13 protein-coding genes are annotated in these 16545 nt (G+C 67.3%); 8 read left to right on the top strand and 5 right to left on the bottom strand.

Translation table 11 applies throughout. From position 1 onward, the window contains the following. The first annotated feature begins 34 nt into the window (after nt 1-34). Nucleotides 35-523, top strand: a complete 489-nt coding sequence (locus KF715_14705) for a hypothetical protein (protein MBX3737944.1) — start codon at nt 35-37, stop codon at nt 521-523. Nucleotides 524-587: 64 nt separating this feature from the next. On the opposite strand, the gene KF715_14710 is transcribed toward KF715_14705, so the two are convergent. Then, nucleotides 588-752 carry a hypothetical protein gene (locus KF715_14710; protein ID MBX3737945.1) on the bottom strand — a complete coding sequence of 55 codons (165 nt, stop codon included), beginning with the start codon at nt 750-752 and terminating at the stop codon, nt 588-590. 69 nt (nt 753-821) lie between these two features. Between KF715_14710 and KF715_14715 the strand changes: the two genes are divergently transcribed. Together KF715_14715 and KF715_14720 are read left to right on the top strand one after the other, a co-directional pair. Further along, the gene (locus KF715_14715) at nt 822-1214 is read left to right on the top strand and encodes a hypothetical protein (protein ID MBX3737946.1); all 393 of its coding nucleotides are present in this window, start codon (nt 822-824) and stop codon (nt 1212-1214) included. After that, complete coding sequence (locus KF715_14720) at nt 1211-2071, top strand: RNA polymerase sigma factor (GenBank protein MBX3737947.1); 861 nt, start codon at nt 1211-1213, stop codon at nt 2069-2071. The genes KF715_14715 and KF715_14720 overlap by 4 nt, the downstream gene beginning before the upstream one ends. 82 nt (nt 2072-2153) lie before the next feature. On the opposite strand, the gene KF715_14725 is transcribed toward KF715_14720, so the two are convergent. Beyond that, on the bottom strand, nt 2154-2678 hold the full coding sequence (locus KF715_14725) for a DUF4440 domain-containing protein (GenBank protein MBX3737948.1): 525 nt from the start codon (nt 2676-2678) through the stop codon (nt 2154-2156). Nucleotides 2679-2999: 321 nt separating this feature from the next. On the opposite strand from KF715_14725, the gene KF715_14730 reads away from it, so the two are divergent. Together KF715_14730 and KF715_14735 are read left to right on the top strand one after the other, a co-directional pair. Next, on the top strand, nt 3000-3233 hold the full coding sequence (locus KF715_14730; protein MBX3737949.1) for a hypothetical protein: 234 nt from the start codon (nt 3000-3002) through the stop codon (nt 3231-3233). After that, complete coding sequence (locus KF715_14735) at nt 3230-3532, top strand: type II toxin-antitoxin system RelE/ParE family toxin (protein ID MBX3737950.1); 303 nt, start codon at nt 3230-3232, stop codon at nt 3530-3532. The genes KF715_14730 and KF715_14735 overlap by 4 nt, the downstream gene beginning before the upstream one ends. Before the next feature lie 74 nt (nt 3533-3606). Here KF715_14735 and gcvP read toward each other — a convergent pair whose 3' ends face one another. Beyond that, a complete protein-coding gene (gene gcvP, locus KF715_14740) occupies nt 3607-6489 on the bottom strand; it encodes an aminomethyl-transferring glycine dehydrogenase (protein ID MBX3737951.1) in 2883 nt (960 codons plus the stop codon). A gap of 422 nt (nt 6490-6911) precedes the next feature. On the opposite strand from gcvP, the gene KF715_14745 reads away from it, so the two are divergent. The 3 genes from KF715_14745 to nth all read left to right on the top strand — a co-directional run bounded on the left by KF715_14745 (nt 6912) and on the right by nth (nt 14488). Further along, nucleotides 6912-12827 carry an immunoglobulin domain-containing protein gene (locus KF715_14745; GenBank protein MBX3737952.1) on the top strand — a complete coding sequence of 1972 codons (5916 nt, stop codon included), beginning with the start codon at nt 6912-6914 and terminating at the stop codon, nt 12825-12827. 138 nt (nt 12828-12965) lie between these two features. Beyond that, nucleotides 12966-13799, top strand: a complete 834-nt coding sequence (locus KF715_14750; GenBank protein ID MBX3737953.1) for an energy transducer TonB — start codon at nt 12966-12968, stop codon at nt 13797-13799. Further along, complete coding sequence (gene nth / locus KF715_14755) at nt 13796-14488, top strand: endonuclease III (protein ID MBX3737954.1); 693 nt, start codon at nt 13796-13798, stop codon at nt 14486-14488. The genes KF715_14750 and nth overlap by 4 nt, the downstream gene beginning before the upstream one ends. A 10-nt stretch (nt 14489-14498) precedes the next feature. Here the strand turns inward: nth and KF715_14760 are convergent, their stop codons facing one another. Together KF715_14760 and KF715_14765 are read right to left on the bottom strand one after the other, a co-directional pair. Then, a complete protein-coding gene (locus tag KF715_14760; protein ID MBX3737955.1) occupies nt 14499-14999 on the bottom strand; it encodes a hypothetical protein in 501 nt (166 codons plus the stop codon). Between the two features lie 138 nt (nt 15000-15137). Continuing rightward, nucleotides 15138-16259, bottom strand: a complete 1122-nt coding sequence (locus KF715_14765; GenBank protein ID MBX3737956.1) for a hypothetical protein — start codon at nt 16257-16259, stop codon at nt 15138-15140. Nucleotides 16260-16545: the final 286 nt, after the last annotated feature.

Below are 16545 nucleotides of genomic sequence, written 5' to 3' on the forward strand. Positions count from 1 at the left end.
TTTTTGGCGAACGTCCGGCGACGACGGCAGTTTCGTGATCTCGGCGTCGGATTACTTTCGCCGCCGATCCCACGATGGTGGCATAACGCGCCGCGCGGACGCGCTCGGACCCGCTGACGCAGCTGGCGCGCTTCCTGAAGCGCTGATCTGGCTATTGGTTGCACGAGTCACGTTGCGACAAATGCCGGCTTTTGACAGCGTGGTGAGTTGTCTGACTGAGTTTATCGGTGCTGACCGACTGCCGAGCGATTTGGAAAAGCGTCTTTTGCTGGCGCTAGATCCGCTGGCGCAGGAGACGGCCGCGACCGATTTGCGAGGTCGTTATTTGCGCGGCGAGATAACGAGAGTTGCTGTCGCCGAAGGACTGCACGCGCGAGCATGGGCCGGCTTACTCGCCAGTCGGCTCAGTGCTGCGTTTGAACGGAGAGCGGAAGAGTTACCTGACGTTTTGCTCCGCTGGAAAGAAATCTGCGCTACCGATCCTCTGCCAGAGATTCGACGCGCATGGCGTTCGTCCGAGTAGTCCGGTAGGAAAACCAAAGCCCCGCACCTCGGCGGGGCTTTGAAAGGGTTATGTTCGCGTTGGCTCAGGCCTGCGCGGGTTGCTGCGAATAGGCCTCCATGCCGACGCACGAGCACACGAGGTTGCGGTCGCCGTAGACGTTGTCGATGCGGCCGACGCTCGGCCAGAACTTCGAGGCGCGCGTCCACCCGTCGGGCAATCTCCATGGAGCGGATGCTTTCTTGGTCACACGCGGGCGTCTCTTTCCGTCCAAGGTCGGTATATGGGACAAACCACACCTTCGTCGGAGAGAACTTTCGTGCTCGAAGCCGTCAGCATCGCCCGTTCACGCGCGGACGTCTTCGGATTTGTGTCGGACCGCTACATGCTGCCGCGCTGGACCAGGGCCCTCCGGTCCGTCACCGCCTTGGGTGCCGAGTATGAGACTCCGCAGGGTGTTGTGGCCAGCGGACTCGAGGTGACGGCTGGGGCGGACTCGGGTGTCGTCGATTGGACCATGCGACTTCCCGACGGTGCGGTGGAGCGTGCGTATGCCCGCGCCATCGCCGAAGGGGAGTGCCGGACCAACCTGCAATTTTTCTTCGCCCCGACGCTGCCGCCTGAAAAACTGACGGAGATGATCACGTTCTTCTCCGGTGTCGTTCGTGATGAACTGGCGGCGCTGAAATCCCTGCTGGAGGCGGCGGCATGAATGACGTGCCGGTCGATCTCGTGGCCCGCGCGCAATCCGGTGATCGCAGCGCGCTCGCCGACTTGGTGCGGGCGATTCAGCCGCAGCTCTTCGCGCTCTGCCTGCGCATGCTCTGGCAGCGGCAGGACGCCGAGGATGCGTGCCAGGAAATCCTCGTTCGCGTGGTCACCCGCCTCTCCACTTTCCGCGGCGAAAGCCGATTTTCGACGTGGCTTTACCGCGTGGCGCTCCGGCACCTGATCGATTTCCGCCGCAGTTGCGCGGAAAAGGCGGTGAGCACCTTCGAGGCTTTTGCCGAGGATCTGCACCGCGGCGCGCAGGAACCCACGCAGGAACTGCGCGAGCGACCCGACTACAACGGGCTGTTGCACGAAGTCCGCACGGGTTGCTCGCTCGCCATGCTGCTCTGCCTCGATCGGCCGCACCGCGCGGCCTACGTCGTCGGTGAGATTTTCGAGTTCGACCACCTCGAGGCGGCGCGGGCGCTCGGGGTCTCGGCGCCCACGTTCCGCAAGCGCCTTTCCCGGGCACGAGCCCGCGTGCGGGAGTTCACCCAGCGTTCCTGCGGTCTCGTCAACGCAGGCGCGGCCTGCCGTTGCGCTCGCCGCGTCGCTCCCGCGTTGGCGCTCGGGCGCATCGATCCGGCGCAGCTGCAACACACCACGCCGCGCGCCGCCGTCCGGCCTTTCGAGGAGGTCGAGCACGCCATCCGCGCGCTCCAAAGCGGCGAGCGCACGGTGGCGTTGTTCCGAGCCCAGTCCTTGCCGGATCCGGTCGCCGATTTCGCGCTCACGCTCGATTCGATCCTCGCTGGTCTGGACCAGAGCGCCGCTCGTCTGGGCGAGGAGACCGGTTGAACCCGGGCGCGCGTGCGGCGGGATAAGGAGAAAATCGCGGGAACCGGGCATGTTGCCGGCTCCCGCGGCGGCGGCATCACGGTTAGTTGGCCGGCGGAGCCAGCACCGCGCCCCCATAGGGATTGTCCGTGACCATCAGCCATCGCCCATCGGCTTGGTGGCGCAGCACGGCCAGCGAAAGCCCACCGCCTTTGATCGCGGCGCCGCTGGCGGGATCAGTCGCTTCCATGGACCACGGCGAGATGTGCAGCGCGATGTCGCCGGAGATGACGACGTCATGTTTGTTCATGGTGAACTTGGGCTTCATCGCGATGAAACCCTTGAGCGCTTCGCCCAGAGCCGGACCGGAAACTGTCTGGCCGGGCTGCACCACGAGGTGCGCGTTGGGCTCGTAGGTAGCCAAGGCGGCCGCGAGGTCGCCCCGCTCCATGGCAGTGGCCACCTGCTGCACGGTGGCGATGATTTTGTCGGTGTCGCTCTGGGACTTCATGGCGGAGGGAGGATTCATGGTTTGGGATGTGGTGGGACTGCTTTGCGCGGAGAGCCAGCTGCCGCCGGCAAAGACGGACAGGCCCAGGACCGCGCAGGCTTTCGGGACGATTTTCATGTTGTTGCTTGAGTTGAACCCGTGACGGGTCGTGACGAGACGCCGATCCACGCTCCGTTGAATCGGAGGCAAGCCGGCGTCATCAATCCCTTGGACGGAAGCGAACCGCGCCGTGTGACCGGAGATATCGCTCTGATGCTTTCCAAAGAGCGCCGAACAGAGGTCGAGTGCGCCGGGACTGCGGTGCGGGTTGCTGCGAATAAGCCTCCATGCCGACGCACGAGCACACGAGGTTGCGGTCGCCGTAGACGTTGTCGATGCGGTCGACGGCTCATCCGGCTCCGGGCTTGCGGGCCGGAGTCGGGTGGCTACGGTGCGGGCATGAGCTTTCAGGAAGTCCTCGCTGAGCTGCCGAAGTTGTCGCCGGAGGAGCGCGATTTGGTGCGCGCTCGGCTGGCGGAGCTGGCGGGCGAAGAGTGGATGGATGCCGATGAGCTTTCGTCCGAGGAGAAGGCGTTGATCGAAGCGCGTATTGCCGAGCACGAACGCAATCCTGGGACGGCGATCTCGTGGGAGATAATGGAAGCTAAACTCAAGGCCCGTTACGGACTATGAGTTGGCGGGTCGAGCTGCGGCCGGAGGCGCTTGCGGAGCTCGACGAGGCGGCGGCTTGGTATGAGGCGCGCAGTGCTGAGCTGGGACGCGAGTTGGTGCGAGAAGTGGCGCGAGCAATTTCTACGTTAGCTGGCGCTCCGCTGGTGCCGCGTTTGCGTCACCGCCGGTTTGGGGTGCGGTGGATTTTTTCCAAGCGATTCCCGTATCGAATCGTCTATCGCGTCGAGAGCGAACGGGTGGTCGTTTTGGCGATCATGCACGCCGCGCGCAGTGATGCGGTGTGGCACGGCAGGGCATGAAAAAGCCCCGCGGGTGAGCGGGGCTTTGAAGTGCGAGGGCAGTTTTTCGGCGGGCCCAGCGGGCTCGCTCTGCCTCAGGCCTGCGCGGCGGGTTGCTGCGAATAGGCCTCCATGCCGACGCACGAGCACACGAGGTTGCGGTCGCCGTAGACGTTGTCGATGCGGCCGACGCTGGGCCAGAATTTCGAGGCGCGCGTCCACTGGTCGGGGAATGCGGCCACCTCGCGCGAATACGGGTGCGGCCACTCGCTCGCCGTCACCACCGCCGCGGTGTGCGGGGCGTGCTTGAGCGGGTTGTTGAGCTTGTCGCTCTCGCCGCTGGCGACCGCGGCCATTTCGCCGTGGATCGAGATGAGCACGTCGCAGAAGCGGTCGAGCTCGGTCTTCGTCTCGCTCTCGGTGGGCTCGATCATGAGCGTGCCGGGGACGGGGAACGACATCGTGGGCGCGTGGTAGCCGTAATCCATCAGGCGCTTCGCGACGTCCTCGACTTCGAGGCCGTGTTTTTTCCACGGGCGGAATTCGAGGATGCACTCGTGCGCGACGAGGCCGCTGCCGCCCTTGTAGAGCGTCGGGAAATAATGCTCGAGGCGCTTGGCGACGTAGTTGGCGTTGAGGATGGCGAACTTCGTCGCGCGCGTGAGGCCGTCGGCGCCCATCATGCGGATATACATCCACGAGATGACGAGAATGCTGGCGCTGCCATAGGGCGCGGCGCTGACGGCGCCGATGGCGGTGGGTTGCGCGATGGTGGGCGCGGCCACGGCATGGCCGGGAAGGAAGGGGGCGAGGTGCTTGGCAACGCCGATCGGGCCGACGCCCGGGCCGCCGCCGCCATGCGGGATGCAGAAGGTCTTGTGGAGATTCAGGTGGCAGACGTCGGCGCCGATGTAGCCGGGCGAGGTGAGGCCGACCTGGGCGTTCATGTTCGCGCCGTCCATGTAAACCTGGCCGCCGGCGGCGTGGACGATCTTGCAGATGTCGCGGATCGCGGTCTCGAACACGCCGTGGGTCGAGGGGTAGGTGACCATCAGCGCGGCGAGATTCGCGGCGTGCTGCTCGGCCTTGGCCTTGAGGTCGGCGACATCGATGTTGCCGCTGGCGTCGCAGGCGACGGGAACGACGGTCATGCCGTTCATCGCGGCGCTGGCGGGATTGGTGCCGTGCGCGCTGGTCGGGATGAGGCAGATGTTGCGGTGGCCTTCGCCGCGCGACTCGTGGTAGGCGCGGATGACGAGGAGGCCGGCGTATTCGCCCTGCGAACCGGCGTTGGGCTGGAGCGAGACCTGCGCGAAGCCGGTGATCTCGCTGAGCCATTTCTCGAGGTCCTTGAACAGCTTCGCGTAGCCCTTCGTCTGCTCCGCGGGCGCGAACGGATGGAGGCGACCGAACTCGGGCCACGTGACCGGGAACATCTCGGCGGTGGCGTTGAGCTTCATCGTGCACGAGCCGAGCGAGATCATCGAGTGGACGAGCGAGAGGTCCTTCAGCTCGAGGCGCTTGATGTAGCGGAGCATCTCGTGCTCGGTGTGGTAGCTGTTGAACACCTTGGCGGTGAGGAACGGCGTGGTGCGGGCGAGGGTGGGCGCGTAGCCGACGGGTTCGACCTCGAGGTTGAGCGTGGCGCCGAAGAGGCCGGCGAGCGTCTCGACGTCTTCGAGCGTGGTGGTCTCGTCGAGGGAAATGCCGACCGTGGTGTCGTCGACGCGGCGGAGGTTGATCTTCTCGGCGTCGGCGGCGGCGTGGAGCGCGGCGGCGTTGACGCCGGAAATCGTGAGGGTGTCGAAAACCGGTTCGCTGTTGATGATGGCGTGCGTGGTCTTGAGCGCGTCGGCGAGCAAGCGAGTGAGGCAGCGCGTGCGTTGGGCGATCTTCTTCAGCCCCTCGGGGCCGTGGTAGACGGCATACATCGACGCCATCACGGCGAGGAGGACCTGCGCGGTGCAGATGTTGGACGTGGCCTTGTCGCGGCGGATGTGTTGTTCGCGTGTGCCGAGGGCGAGGCGGAGGCCGGGGTTGCCCTGGGCGTCCTTCGAGATGCCGATGAGGCGGCCGGGCATCTGGCGCTTGTAGGCGTCCTTGGTGGCGAGGAAGCCCGCATGCGGCCCGCCGAAGCCCATCGGCACGCCGAAACGCTGCGCGGAGCCGACGGCGACATCGGCGCCGAATTGGCCCGGGGCTTTGAGGAGCGTGAGCGCGAGGAGATCGGTGGCGACGACGCAGAGCGCACCGGCGGCGTGGGCCTTCTCGAAGAAGGCCGTGAAGTCGACGATGTTGCCCGTCGTGTCGGGATATTGGACGAGGACGCCGAAGACGTTGCCGGCGGCGAAGTCGAACGTGGCGTGGTTGCCGACGACGACGGAGACGTTAAGCGGCTTGGCGCGGGTGCGGACGATATCGATCGTCTGCGGGTGGCAGCGCTCGGAGACGAAGAAGGTCGAGGCGGCGGCGGCTTCGCCGAGCTTCACGCGGTGCGCGAGCATCATGGCTTCGGCGGCGGCGGTGCCTTCGTCGAGCATGGAGGCGTTGGCGATTTCGAGGCCGGTGAGATCGGTGACGAGCGTCTGGTAATTGAGCAGCGCTTCGAGGCGACCTTGGGAAATCTCGGCCTGATACGGCGTGTAGGCGGTATACCAGGCGGGATTTTCGAGGATGTTGCGCTGGATGACGCCGGGCGTGGCGGTGTCGTAGTAGCCGAGGCCGATGAAGGAGCGGTAGACCTTGTTCTTGGCCGCGAGGGCGCGGAGCTCGGCCAGGGCTTCGCGCTCGCCGGCGGCGGCGGGCAGGCGCAGTGGGCGCTTCAGGCGGATCTTGGCCGGGACGGCGGCGTCGACCAGGGCGTCGACCGACTCGTAGCCGACGGTGCGCAGCATATCTGCGACTTCGGCGGCGGGGGAGCCGGTGTGGCGGCGTTCAAAGATGTCGAGCGGGGCGAGGGATTCGCGGGACAATGCCATGCGCGAACCTAGGCCCCGCGCCGAGCGGCCCGCAACTGAGATTTGGGACTACGTCGAGTTACCGGTCGCGATTATCTCCTGCGGTCAAAAACTTATGCCATTCGTCAATTTCTACCCATGTCCGTCACTTCGGTGTTGATGTGCAGCGCGGCGACATCGTGTATGGCCTCGCACACATCCCCCGCGTTGAAATACGGGCCGTTTCATTGCGTCGTCACTCATAAGTTGCCGCGTCGTCACCCAGGCGGGTTGCGGGCGGCTATTTCCGTCCCGCACGCTCAGGAAAACTTGAGCTCTCCATGAAGTTGCTCCGCCGCTGCGCGCGCCTCCTGCGCAGCATTCCTGTCCTCTGCTAACCTGTCCTGCCCTCGCGGCGTGGCGGCGCTTTGCGTCACCGCGGCTGACGTGGGATCGTCCCCTTTATGTCCACCCGAATCCGTCCCCTCGGCCGCGCGCTTCTCGGCGTGCTGCTGTTCTTCACCGTGGTCGTGCAGAGCTTCGCCGTTATCGGCGCGGCTTACCAGATGCAGCTGGGGAATCCCAGCAGCGCATCCGCGACCACCTCGAATCACGTCAACTATCTCATCCAACGCGACCAATACGCGATGGACTACAACGACACCCGCCGTGAGCCCAACTGGGTCAGCTGGGATCTGACGAGCGGCGATGTCGGCAGCAGCGGTCGCTCGAGCTTCACGATCGATCCCGATTTGCCCGCCGGTTTCACCATCGTGCAGACCACCGACTACTCCGGGTCCGGCTACGATCGCGGGCACATGTGCCCCTCGGCGGACCGCACCGTGACCGTGGCCGACAACCAGATCGTTTTCTACATGTCGAACATGGTCCCGCAGGCGCCGGACAACAATCAGGGCGTATGGGCCAGCTTCGAAACCGAGTGCCGCAGCATCGCCGGCCAAGGCAATGAACTGCTCATCACCTGCGGTCCGAGCGGCTTCAGCGGCTCCACCATCGCCAGCGGCGTCTCGATTCCCGGCTACGTCTGGAAGATCGTCGTCGTCGTCCCGCTCAATGGCCGCAACCCCGCCACCGATACGGCGCCGAGCCACATCGACGCCAACACCCGCGTCATCGCCATCAAGATCCCCAACGTCCAGGGCGTCCGCAACGATCCTTGGCAAAACTACATCACTTCCGTCGCCCAGATCGAGGCGGACACCGGCTATACCTTTTTCACCAACCTCGACCCCGCCGTCGCGGCGGCGCTCCGCGTGAAGGTCGACGGCCAGAGCAGCGCCGGCCTGCCGGTCATCGTCACTCAACCCGCCAGCCAGACCTCGGGTCTCGGAGGCAGCGCGGCCTTCTCTGTCACCGTCAACAGCTCCACCGCCGTCACCTATCAATGGAACAAGGACGACGCGCCACTCGACGGTGAGACCAGCGACACCCTCGTGCTGACCGACATCACCGCCGCCGACATCGGCTCTTACACGGTCACCGTCACCAACGCCGTCGGCTCCGTCACGAGCAGCTCCGCGCAACTCATCGTGAACGGCCTGCCCCCTGTCGTCAGCGCCTCGCCCAGCTCGCAAACCATCTCCGCCGGCGACGCGGCCACCTTCTCCGTCGCCGCCACCGGTTCGCCAACGCTCACCTATCAATGGCGCAAGAACGGCAGCGCTCTCGCCAACGGCGGCAACATCGCTGGCGCGACCTCCACCACGCTCACCATCAGCAACGCCCAGGCCGCCGACGTTGCCAGCTACGACGTCGTCGTGACCAACAGCGTCAGCTCCGCCACCAGCGCCACCGCCACCCTCGGCGTGTTCGCCGCCGCGCCGACGATCACCGCGCAACCCGTGGCGCAGACCACCACCCTCGGCGGCACCGCCACGCTCACTGTCGCCGCCAAGGGCACGGAGCCGCTCAGCTACCAGTGGCGCAAGGACGGCACCCCGATCACCACCAACGCCACCGCCACCACCGCCGCGCTCGTCATCGCCGGCGTGCAAGCCGCTGACGACGCCAACTACGACGTCGTCGTCAGCAACGGCATCGGCCTGCCCGCCACCAGCAACCCGGCGCACCTGACGGTCAACACCTCCAGCGACATCTACTGGAACTTCGGCACCTCCGCTGCCAACGCCAGCCCCGCCAGCGGCGTGCCCGCCGGCGCCACCGTCTCGCCGGTGACCTCGAACAACAACCTCGGCACCGTCAGCGCCCCCATCTCGAGCACCTCGGCCTCCAGCGGCTACACCGGCGCCTCCGGCACCTTCAACGCCGGCGCCGCCGCCCGCACCGGCGCGCTCAACACCGCCGCCGGCGGCTCGGCCTACTTCGAGTTCACCATCACGCCCGGCGTCGGCCAGCAGGTCGTCGTCTCCGGCTTCAGCTTCGGCACGCGCAGCACCAGCACCGGCGCGCAACTCTACTCGGTCTACAGCAGCGTCAACGGCTTCGCCTCCGCCCTGGCGTCCGGCGCCATCCTCAACAACAGCAGCTGGAGCTACCAGACCGCCTCCATCGGCACCGTCACCGGCGCCGTGAACACGCCCGTAACCTTCCGCCTCTACGGCTCCAACGGCACCGGCTCGCCCGGCAGCGGCACCATCAACTGGCGCATCGACGACCTCAAGGTCGCCGCCGCCCTCGTCACCGCCGCGCCCACGCCCCCGGCCGTCGTCTCGACCGTGCCCGCCGATGGCGCCACCGGCGTCGCCCAAAACACCTCGATCACGGTCAACTTCAGCCAGCCGGTCAGCGTCGGCAGCGGTTGGTTCACCATTGCGAGCGCCACCAACGGCACCGTCGCGGCGACCGTCACCGGCGGACCGACCACGTTTACGCTTACGCCCCCCGTCAGCTTCCCGGCCGGCGATAGCGTCACCGTCACGATCAACGCCAACCAAGTGACGGATCTCGCCTCCGGCACACTGCACCCGGCGGCCAACTATGTGACCTCGTTCAGCACGTCGCTCCCGATCGCGCCCGCGATCACCACGCAGCCGGTTGCGCAGACCGTCGCCGTCGGCGACACCGCGAGCTTCACCGTCGCCGCCAGCGGCAGCTCGCCGTTGACTTACCAGTGGCGCAGGAACGGCACGCCGATCACCGGCAACCCGACCGCCACCAGCGCGATCCTCACGCTCGCGAACGTCCAGCCCGGCGACGCCGGCAACTACGACGTCGTCGTGACCAACAGCGTGAGCAGCGTCGCCAGCAACGTCGCCGCGCTCACCGTCACGGCCGTCGCTCCCGGCGCGGTCTACTGGGACTTCACGACCGCCACGCCGACCAGCGGCCTGCCCGCCGACGTCAGCGGCGGTCTTGTGACGCAGAACAACAACAACGGCACGACGACGATGCTCACCACCACGTCCGTCTCCAGCGGTTACACCGGCGCCTCCGGCACGTTCAACGCCGGCGCAGCCGCCCGCATCGGCGCGCTGAACCAGGGCGCGGGCGGCTCGGCCTACTTCGAGTTCACCTTCACGCCCGACGCCGGCAAGCAGCTGCTCGTCACCGCCCTCAGCTTCGGCACCCGCAGCACGAGCACGGGTCCGCAAGCCTACGCGATCTACAGCAGCGTCGACGGCTACGCCGCGCCGATCGGCAGCGGCACGTTGCTCAATAACAGCACGTGGACCCTGCAATCGCCGGCGCTCACCGCCGTCACGGGCGCGGCGAACGCCCCGGTCACGTTCCGGATCTACGGTTACGGCGGCACCGGCAGCCCCGGCGCCGGAACGGCCAACTGGCGCATCGACGACTTGAAGGTCACCGTCGCCACGTTGCTCGTGCCCGTCGCGCCCACGATCGTCGCTTCGCCCGCCGCGCAGACTGTCACGGTTGGCGACAGCGCCACGTTCTCCGTTCTCGCCGACGGCACCGGCCCGTTGCACTATCAATGGCGCAAGAACGGCAACGCCATCGCCGGTGCGAGTGCGAGCACGCTCACGCTCTCCGGCGTCCTCACCGACGCCGCCGGCAGCTACGATGTCGTCGTGAGCAACGACGTCGGCTTCGCCACCAGCGCCGCCGCGACGCTCACCGTCAACAAGGCCGCCGCGAGCGTCACCCTCGGCGATCTCGCGCAGACCTTCAACGGCGCCGCCCATGCCGCCAGCGCCACGACCGCGCCCGCCGGTTTGACCGTCGCATTCACCTACGACGGGAGTGCCGCTGCGCCCGTGAACGCCGGCAGCTATGCCGTCGTCGCCACGATCGACGACGCCAATTACACCGGCACCGCGAGCGGCACGCTCGTCATCTCGCCCGCCGCGGCCAGCGTCTCGCTCGGGGATCTGACCCACGTCTACAGCGGCGGCGGCAAGTCGGCCACCGTCACCACCGCGCCGGGCGGCATCGCCGTCAGCGTCACCTACGACGGTGCCGCGGCGCTGCCGGTCAACGCCGGCCACTACGCGGTCGTCGCCACGGTGATCGATCCGAACTTCACCGCCGCCACCGCGTCGGGCACCCTGACGATCGATCCCGCGCCAGCATCGATCACCCTCGGCGATCTCACCGCGACCTATTCCGGCGCGACGCACGCCGCCAGCGTCACGACCTCGCCTGCCGGTCTGTCCACGGTCATCACCTACAATGGCAGCGTGACCGCTCCGACCAACGCCGGCAGCTATGCCGTCGTCGCCACGCTCGCCGACGCGAACTACACCGCGGCGCCCGTCACGGGCACGCTCGTAATCGCCAAAGCCAGCGCCGACGTCGTGCTCGGCGACCTCAACGCGACCTACACCGGCTCGGCGCATGCCGCGTCCGCCACCACCACGCCCGCGGGTCTCACGGTCTCGCTGACCTACGACGGCAGCGCCGCTGCGCCGGTCAATGCCGGCAGCTACGCTGTCGCGGCCAGCGTCGACGATGCGAACTATACCGGCAGCGCCAGCGGCACGCTGACCATCGCCCCAGCCACCGCGACGATCTCGCTCGGCGGCTTGAGCTATGTCTATGACGGCAGCGCGCACACCGCGTCGGTCACGACCGCGCCGGCGGGTATCGCCACGGCGGTAACCTACGACGGCAACACCGCCGCGCCCGTGAACGCCGGCAGCTATGCCGTCGCCGCGACCGTCACGGACACGAACTACACGGCTACTCCCGCGAGCGACACGCTCACGATCGCGCGCGCTCCCGCCACGGTCACGCTCGGCAACTTGAGCCAGACCTACGACGGCACGCCGCGCGCCGCGAGCGTCACCACCGCGCCCGCCGGTCTCAACGTCGCCGTCACCTACGACGGTAGCGCCGCCGCGCCGACCGCGGTCGGCACCTACGCCGTCGTCGCTACCGTGCAGGAAGCCAACTACACTGGCTCGGCGTCCGGCACGCTCACCGTCACCGCGGCCAGCGCCACGGTCACGCTGGGCAACCTGACGCAGGCCTACGACGGCACGCCGAAGAGCGCCACCGCCACCACGACGCCCGCCAACCTCACGGTCAAGCTGACCTACAACGGCAGCGAGACCGCGCCGACCTTGCCTGGCGTCTACAGCGTCGAGGCCACGATCGACCAAGCCGGCTACACCGGCACCGCGACCGGCCAGCTGGTGATCGAAATCGGCGCGCTCGTGCGCCGGCTCTCGTCGCTCAACGGCGCGATCGATGGCTCCATCCAGGTCACGCTGGGCGAGAACATCACGCTCAACGGCAGCGCCTGGATCTCGGGCGATCTCCTCGTCCCGGGCACGCCGAACGTGAGACTCAACGGCAACCCGGCCTTCGGTGGCACCACCGTTTCGGCCGGCACCGCCACGCCGTCCGGCTACACGCTCACGCTCAACGGCGGCTCCGCGCTGCACCGTCTCGTCACGCGCGTGAATCCGCCGGCGTTCCCCGCGCTGCCCGCCGTGCCGGCGCCCACCGCCACGCGCAACGTGACGTTGAACAACGCGTCGCAGTCCGTCGGCAACTTTGCCACGCTCCGCGACCTGACGATCAACGGCAACATCCCCGCGCTCGCCGTGCCCGCCGGCACCTACGGCTCGTTCACCGTCAACGGCAACAACACGCTCGTGCTCGGCGTCGCCGGCGCGACGACGCCCTCGGTCTATAACTTCCAGTCGCTCACGCTGAATGGAAACTCGAAGGTTACCGTCGTCGGCCCGGTCATCATCAACCTGCCGGGCAACCTTACGCTCAACGGCTCGATCGGCACGGCCGGACACCCCGAGTGGCTCGAGATCAACCTCACCAACGGCAGCCTTACGCTGAACGGATCGGTGCGGTGCGACGCGTTCGTCACGGCGCCGAAGGGCACGGTCACGATCAACGGCGGCACCGTCCTCACGGGCGGCGTCATCGCCGACAAGCTCGTGATCAACGGCAACGGTGCGCTCGTGATCAGCGACTAAGCCGCCACCAAGTTCGTCAAAGTCTCAGGACCGGGAAGCGTCAGCTTCCCGGTCTTTTTTTCGGCAGCTTGCCCGTCGAGAGACGAGGCGTTATGGGCGTGGAGCATGAGGGCGAGTTTCTCGGCATTGATCGGAGCATTGGCTGTGCTGGCCGCCAGCCCGGCATCGGCGCAGCAGGTTCTGTGCGTCGAGCACAAGGGCCAGATTGCGCTCGTGCGCGCGGTGCACGACGGCAGTCCGCAGGTCGACGTCGACGGCAAGCGCGTCACCGTCTCCCGCGGGGCGAAGGCGGGACTGGTCGACGCGAAGGAGTTCCTGCCGTTCTTCGTCTCGGTCCGCAACATGGAGGCGCGGAGCACCTACCTCACGCTCAACGGCAGCGGCGACATCAACAACCAGTTCGAATTCCACGCGACGTTCGAGTCGCCGTTCTATCTCAAGGACGTGTTCTTCGTGCTCGAGCTGCAGCTCGAGGCGGGAAAATACATTTTCTATTACGAGGTCGGCGAGCTCGAGCCGCGCGTGCCGAAACAGGCGCGGGTCTACGTGCCGGTGAGCTTCAAGCTCGGCGAGGGGCGCTTCCAGCTGCACCTGTTTTCCGAGGGCGGCGAGCTGCTGCACTCCGAGCAGCCGCCGCTGTTCCGCGATCAGGTGCTCGACCGGATGGTGCGCCGCCGCCTCGAAGGCGTGAACGACGCGCCGTTGCGGCCGTTCATCGGACCGGCGCCGGAATACCCGCGCGCTTTCCTCAAGAGCAAGATCAAGGGCGAGGCGGTCGTGCGCTTCCGCGTCACGCGCACGGGCCTGGTGCTCAGCGCGGAGGTCGCGTCGGCGACGGCGCCGGAATTCGGCGAGTCCGCGCTCGCGGCGGTGCGGCTGTGGCGCTTCCTGCCGCCGGTGAAGGCCGGCGTCGCGGTGGAGAGCAAGGCGGAGCTGCCGTTCAAATTCACGCCGCCGGCGGAGGCGAAATGAGCGGCGGACCGGCGGCGCACGCGAGCGGGCGGGATTTTTCCACGAGGCAGGCGCGGGCCGATTTCGCGGCGCGGCGGCTGGCGGCGCTTTATCCGAACCCGCCGATCCCGCTCGAACATCGCGACGCTTACACGCTGCTCGTCGCGGTGCTGCTCTCGGCGCAATGCACCGACAAGCGCGTGAACGAAGTCACGCCGCACCTGTGGCGGCTCGCCGACAATCCGGAGGCGATGCGGCAGGTGCCGGTGGCGAAAATTCAGGAGATCATCCGGCCGTGCGGGCTGTCGCCGCAGAAGGCGAAGGCGATCAGCGGGCTCTCGCAGTTGCTGATCGAGCGACACGGCGGCGCGGTGCCGCGGACGTTCGAGGAGCTGGAGGAATTGCCCGGCGTGGGACACAAGACGGCGTCGGTGGTGATGAGCCAGGCGTTCGGCGTGCCGGCGTTTCCAGTCGACACGCACATCCACCGGCTCGCGCAGCGCTGGAAACTCACGGGTGGCGCGAACGTGGAGCAGACGGAGCGCGATTTGAAGAAGCTGTTTCCGCGCGAGCAGTGGACTCCGCTGCACCTGCGGATCATCTACTACGGGCGCGAGCACTGCACGGCGCACGGCTGCGACGGCATGGTGTGCGAGATCTGCCGCACGCTTTTCCCGGAGCGGAAGCGGCCGGTGCGGACGCGGAAGTGAAGCGGCGGGCTCAACAGTGGCAGGTGCACCAGAGCGCGTCGAACGAGCGGTGGGCGAAATTCTCGTCGGCGACGATCTCGCTGAGATACAGCGGCGATTCGTCTTCGCCGTCCCGCAGCAGCAGCAGACGGGTGCTGTCGGCGATGGTTGCGGCGTTGTGGTGGACGATGGCGCGCAGGCCGACGAGGCGGGTGCGGGAAAAACCGTCGGGCACGGTCGGCGGGCGGAAACCGGTCAGGGGAAACAGGACGTAGTCCTGGATAAACTGGCCGCCGATGCGGCTGTGGAGCACGTTCGCGTAGCTGTTGCGAATGACGCCGCGCGCGAGGGCGTCGTCGAGGGCGAGTTCGATTTCCGGGTCCAGGACCGCGAGCGCTTTCGGAATCCAAACATGGAGCGCGAGCGCGGTCCCGGCCTGGCGGCGAAGATCGAACGATTTGCCGGACCACGAAACGCTGCGCCCGAAGAGGGCGAGGATCGTGCCGGTGTCAGTGGGGCTGGGTATGCCCATGGCGAGGGCGGGTTCGTCTGAGCATGCGCGGTGGACGGAGCGCGCGCAATCCGCGAACGGAGCCCGGCGCGGAAGGGAGAAAATTTCAGCCGCCGGTCCCTCGCGGGCACCGGCGGCGCAGTCGCTGAACACCCCTGATCAGCGAAAATGAAGATCGGCGGGCTCCGGTGCGGACGCGAGGGCGGGGGATTTCCGCGGCGCGGCTTTCGCGGTCGGGCGAACGGCGTGGCGCGTGGCCGCGAGGGCAGGGGCCACGGGTTCGTCCTCGCGGGTCTCGAGTCCGACGAGCGCGGCGAGACCTTCGGCGGCGTGGCGGAGTTCGTGCGATTGGGCGTTGAGCTCCTCGGCGGCGCTGGCGGCTTCCTCGGCGCTCGCGGCGTTGGATTGGGTGACCTTGTCCATCTGGGTGACGGCGGTGTTCACCTGCTCGAGGCCGGCGCTCTGCTCGCGGGAGGCGGTGGCGACTTCGGCGACGAGGCGGTCGACTTCGCGGGACTTGGTGACGATTTCCTGGAGGCTTTGCGTGACGCTGGAGGAGAGAGTGGCGCCCTGTTCGCTGCGGTGAGTGGCGTCGGTGATCTTCTCGTTGGTCTCCTTGGCGGCGACGGCGCAGCGCTGGGCGAGCGTGCGGACCTCGTCGGCGACGACGGCGAAGCCGGCACCGGCCTCGCCGGCGCGGGCGGCTTCGACGGCGGCGTTGAGTGCGAGGATGTTCGTCTGAAAGGCGATCTCGTCGATCGTCTTGATGATCTTCGAAATGTCGGCGGAGGACTGACGGATGCCGGCCATGGCCTGCTGCATTTTCTCCATTTCCTCGGCGCCGTGTTCGGCGGTGGAGCGGGCGGCGTCGGCGGCGGTCTTGGCGGCGGCGGCGTTGACGGCGTTGTGTTTGGTGGTGCTGGAAAGTTCCTCGAGGGAGGAACTGATTTCCTCGAGCGAAGCGGCCTGCTCGCTCGCGCCTTGGGCGAGGCTCTGACTGGTGGAGGAGACCTGGCTCGAGGCGGAGGCGATCTGCACGGCGCCTTGGGTGAGGCCGATGGAGGTGTCGCGCAGCGTGCGGTTGAGCGCGCGCACGATCAGCCAGGCGGTGATCGGGCCGACGAGGAGCGCGGTGAGGACGCCGGCAATGACGAGCGTGGTGGTGTGTCCGAGGGTGGTGGAGGCGAGATCGGCCTCCTCGCTGGTGCGTTGGATGGAGCGGTCGAGGATGCCGCCGACCACGGCGTCGAGTTCGGCCGCGACTTTCGCGCGGCGTTCCATGATGGTTTTCGCGTCCTTGAAGTTGGCGACGATGTGCTCGACGCCGGCGCGGTAGGCGCGGGTGGTGGACTGGACGGTGTGCAGCTGGGCGATGTTCGCCTCCTGTCGGGTGGTTTTGAGCAGGTCGGTCGTTTGCCGGTCGATTTGATCGAACGCGGGTAGGGCCTGTTCGATCAGTTCGGGTTCGCGGAGGGCCTGCGATTTGAAGTTCGCGATGCGGACGGCGTTGCCGAGGTCGACAATATCGTTGGCGGTGGCGATTTTCTGGCGCCGCTCGTTGAGCTTC

Origin of the sequence: Candidatus Didemnitutus sp. (assembly GCA_019634575.1) — a bacterium.
GTDB lineage: Bacteria > Verrucomicrobiota > Verrucomicrobiia > Opitutales > Opitutaceae > Didemnitutus.

Coding starts and splice junctions, on each gene's coding strand:
- KF715_14720 (MBX3737947.1), top strand. CDS start 1,211: ATGAATGACGTGCCGGTCGATCTCGTGGCCCGCGCGCAATCCGGTGAT.
- KF715_14725 (MBX3737948.1), bottom strand. CDS start 2,678: ATGAAAATCGTCCCGAAAGCCTGCGCGGTCCTGGGCCTGTCCGTCTTT.
- KF715_14730 (MBX3737949.1), top strand. CDS start 3,000: ATGAGCTTTCAGGAAGTCCTCGCTGAGCTGCCGAAGTTGTCGCCGGAG.
- KF715_14735 (MBX3737950.1), top strand. CDS start 3,230: ATGAGTTGGCGGGTCGAGCTGCGGCCGGAGGCGCTTGCGGAGCTCGAC.
- gcvP (MBX3737951.1), bottom strand. CDS start 6,489: ATGGCATTGTCCCGCGAATCCCTCGCCCCGCTCGACATCTTTGAACGC.
- KF715_14745 (MBX3737952.1), top strand. CDS start 6,912: ATGTCCACCCGAATCCGTCCCCTCGGCCGCGCGCTTCTCGGCGTGCTG.
- nth (MBX3737954.1), top strand. CDS start 13,796: ATGAGCGGCGGACCGGCGGCGCACGCGAGCGGGCGGGATTTTTCCACG.
- KF715_14760 (MBX3737955.1), bottom strand. CDS start 14,999: ATGGGCATACCCAGCCCCACTGACACCGGCACGATCCTCGCCCTCTTC.
- KF715_14765 (MBX3737956.1), bottom strand. CDS start 16,259: ATGGAACGCCGCGCGAAAGTCGCGGCCGAACTCGACGCCGTGGTCGGC.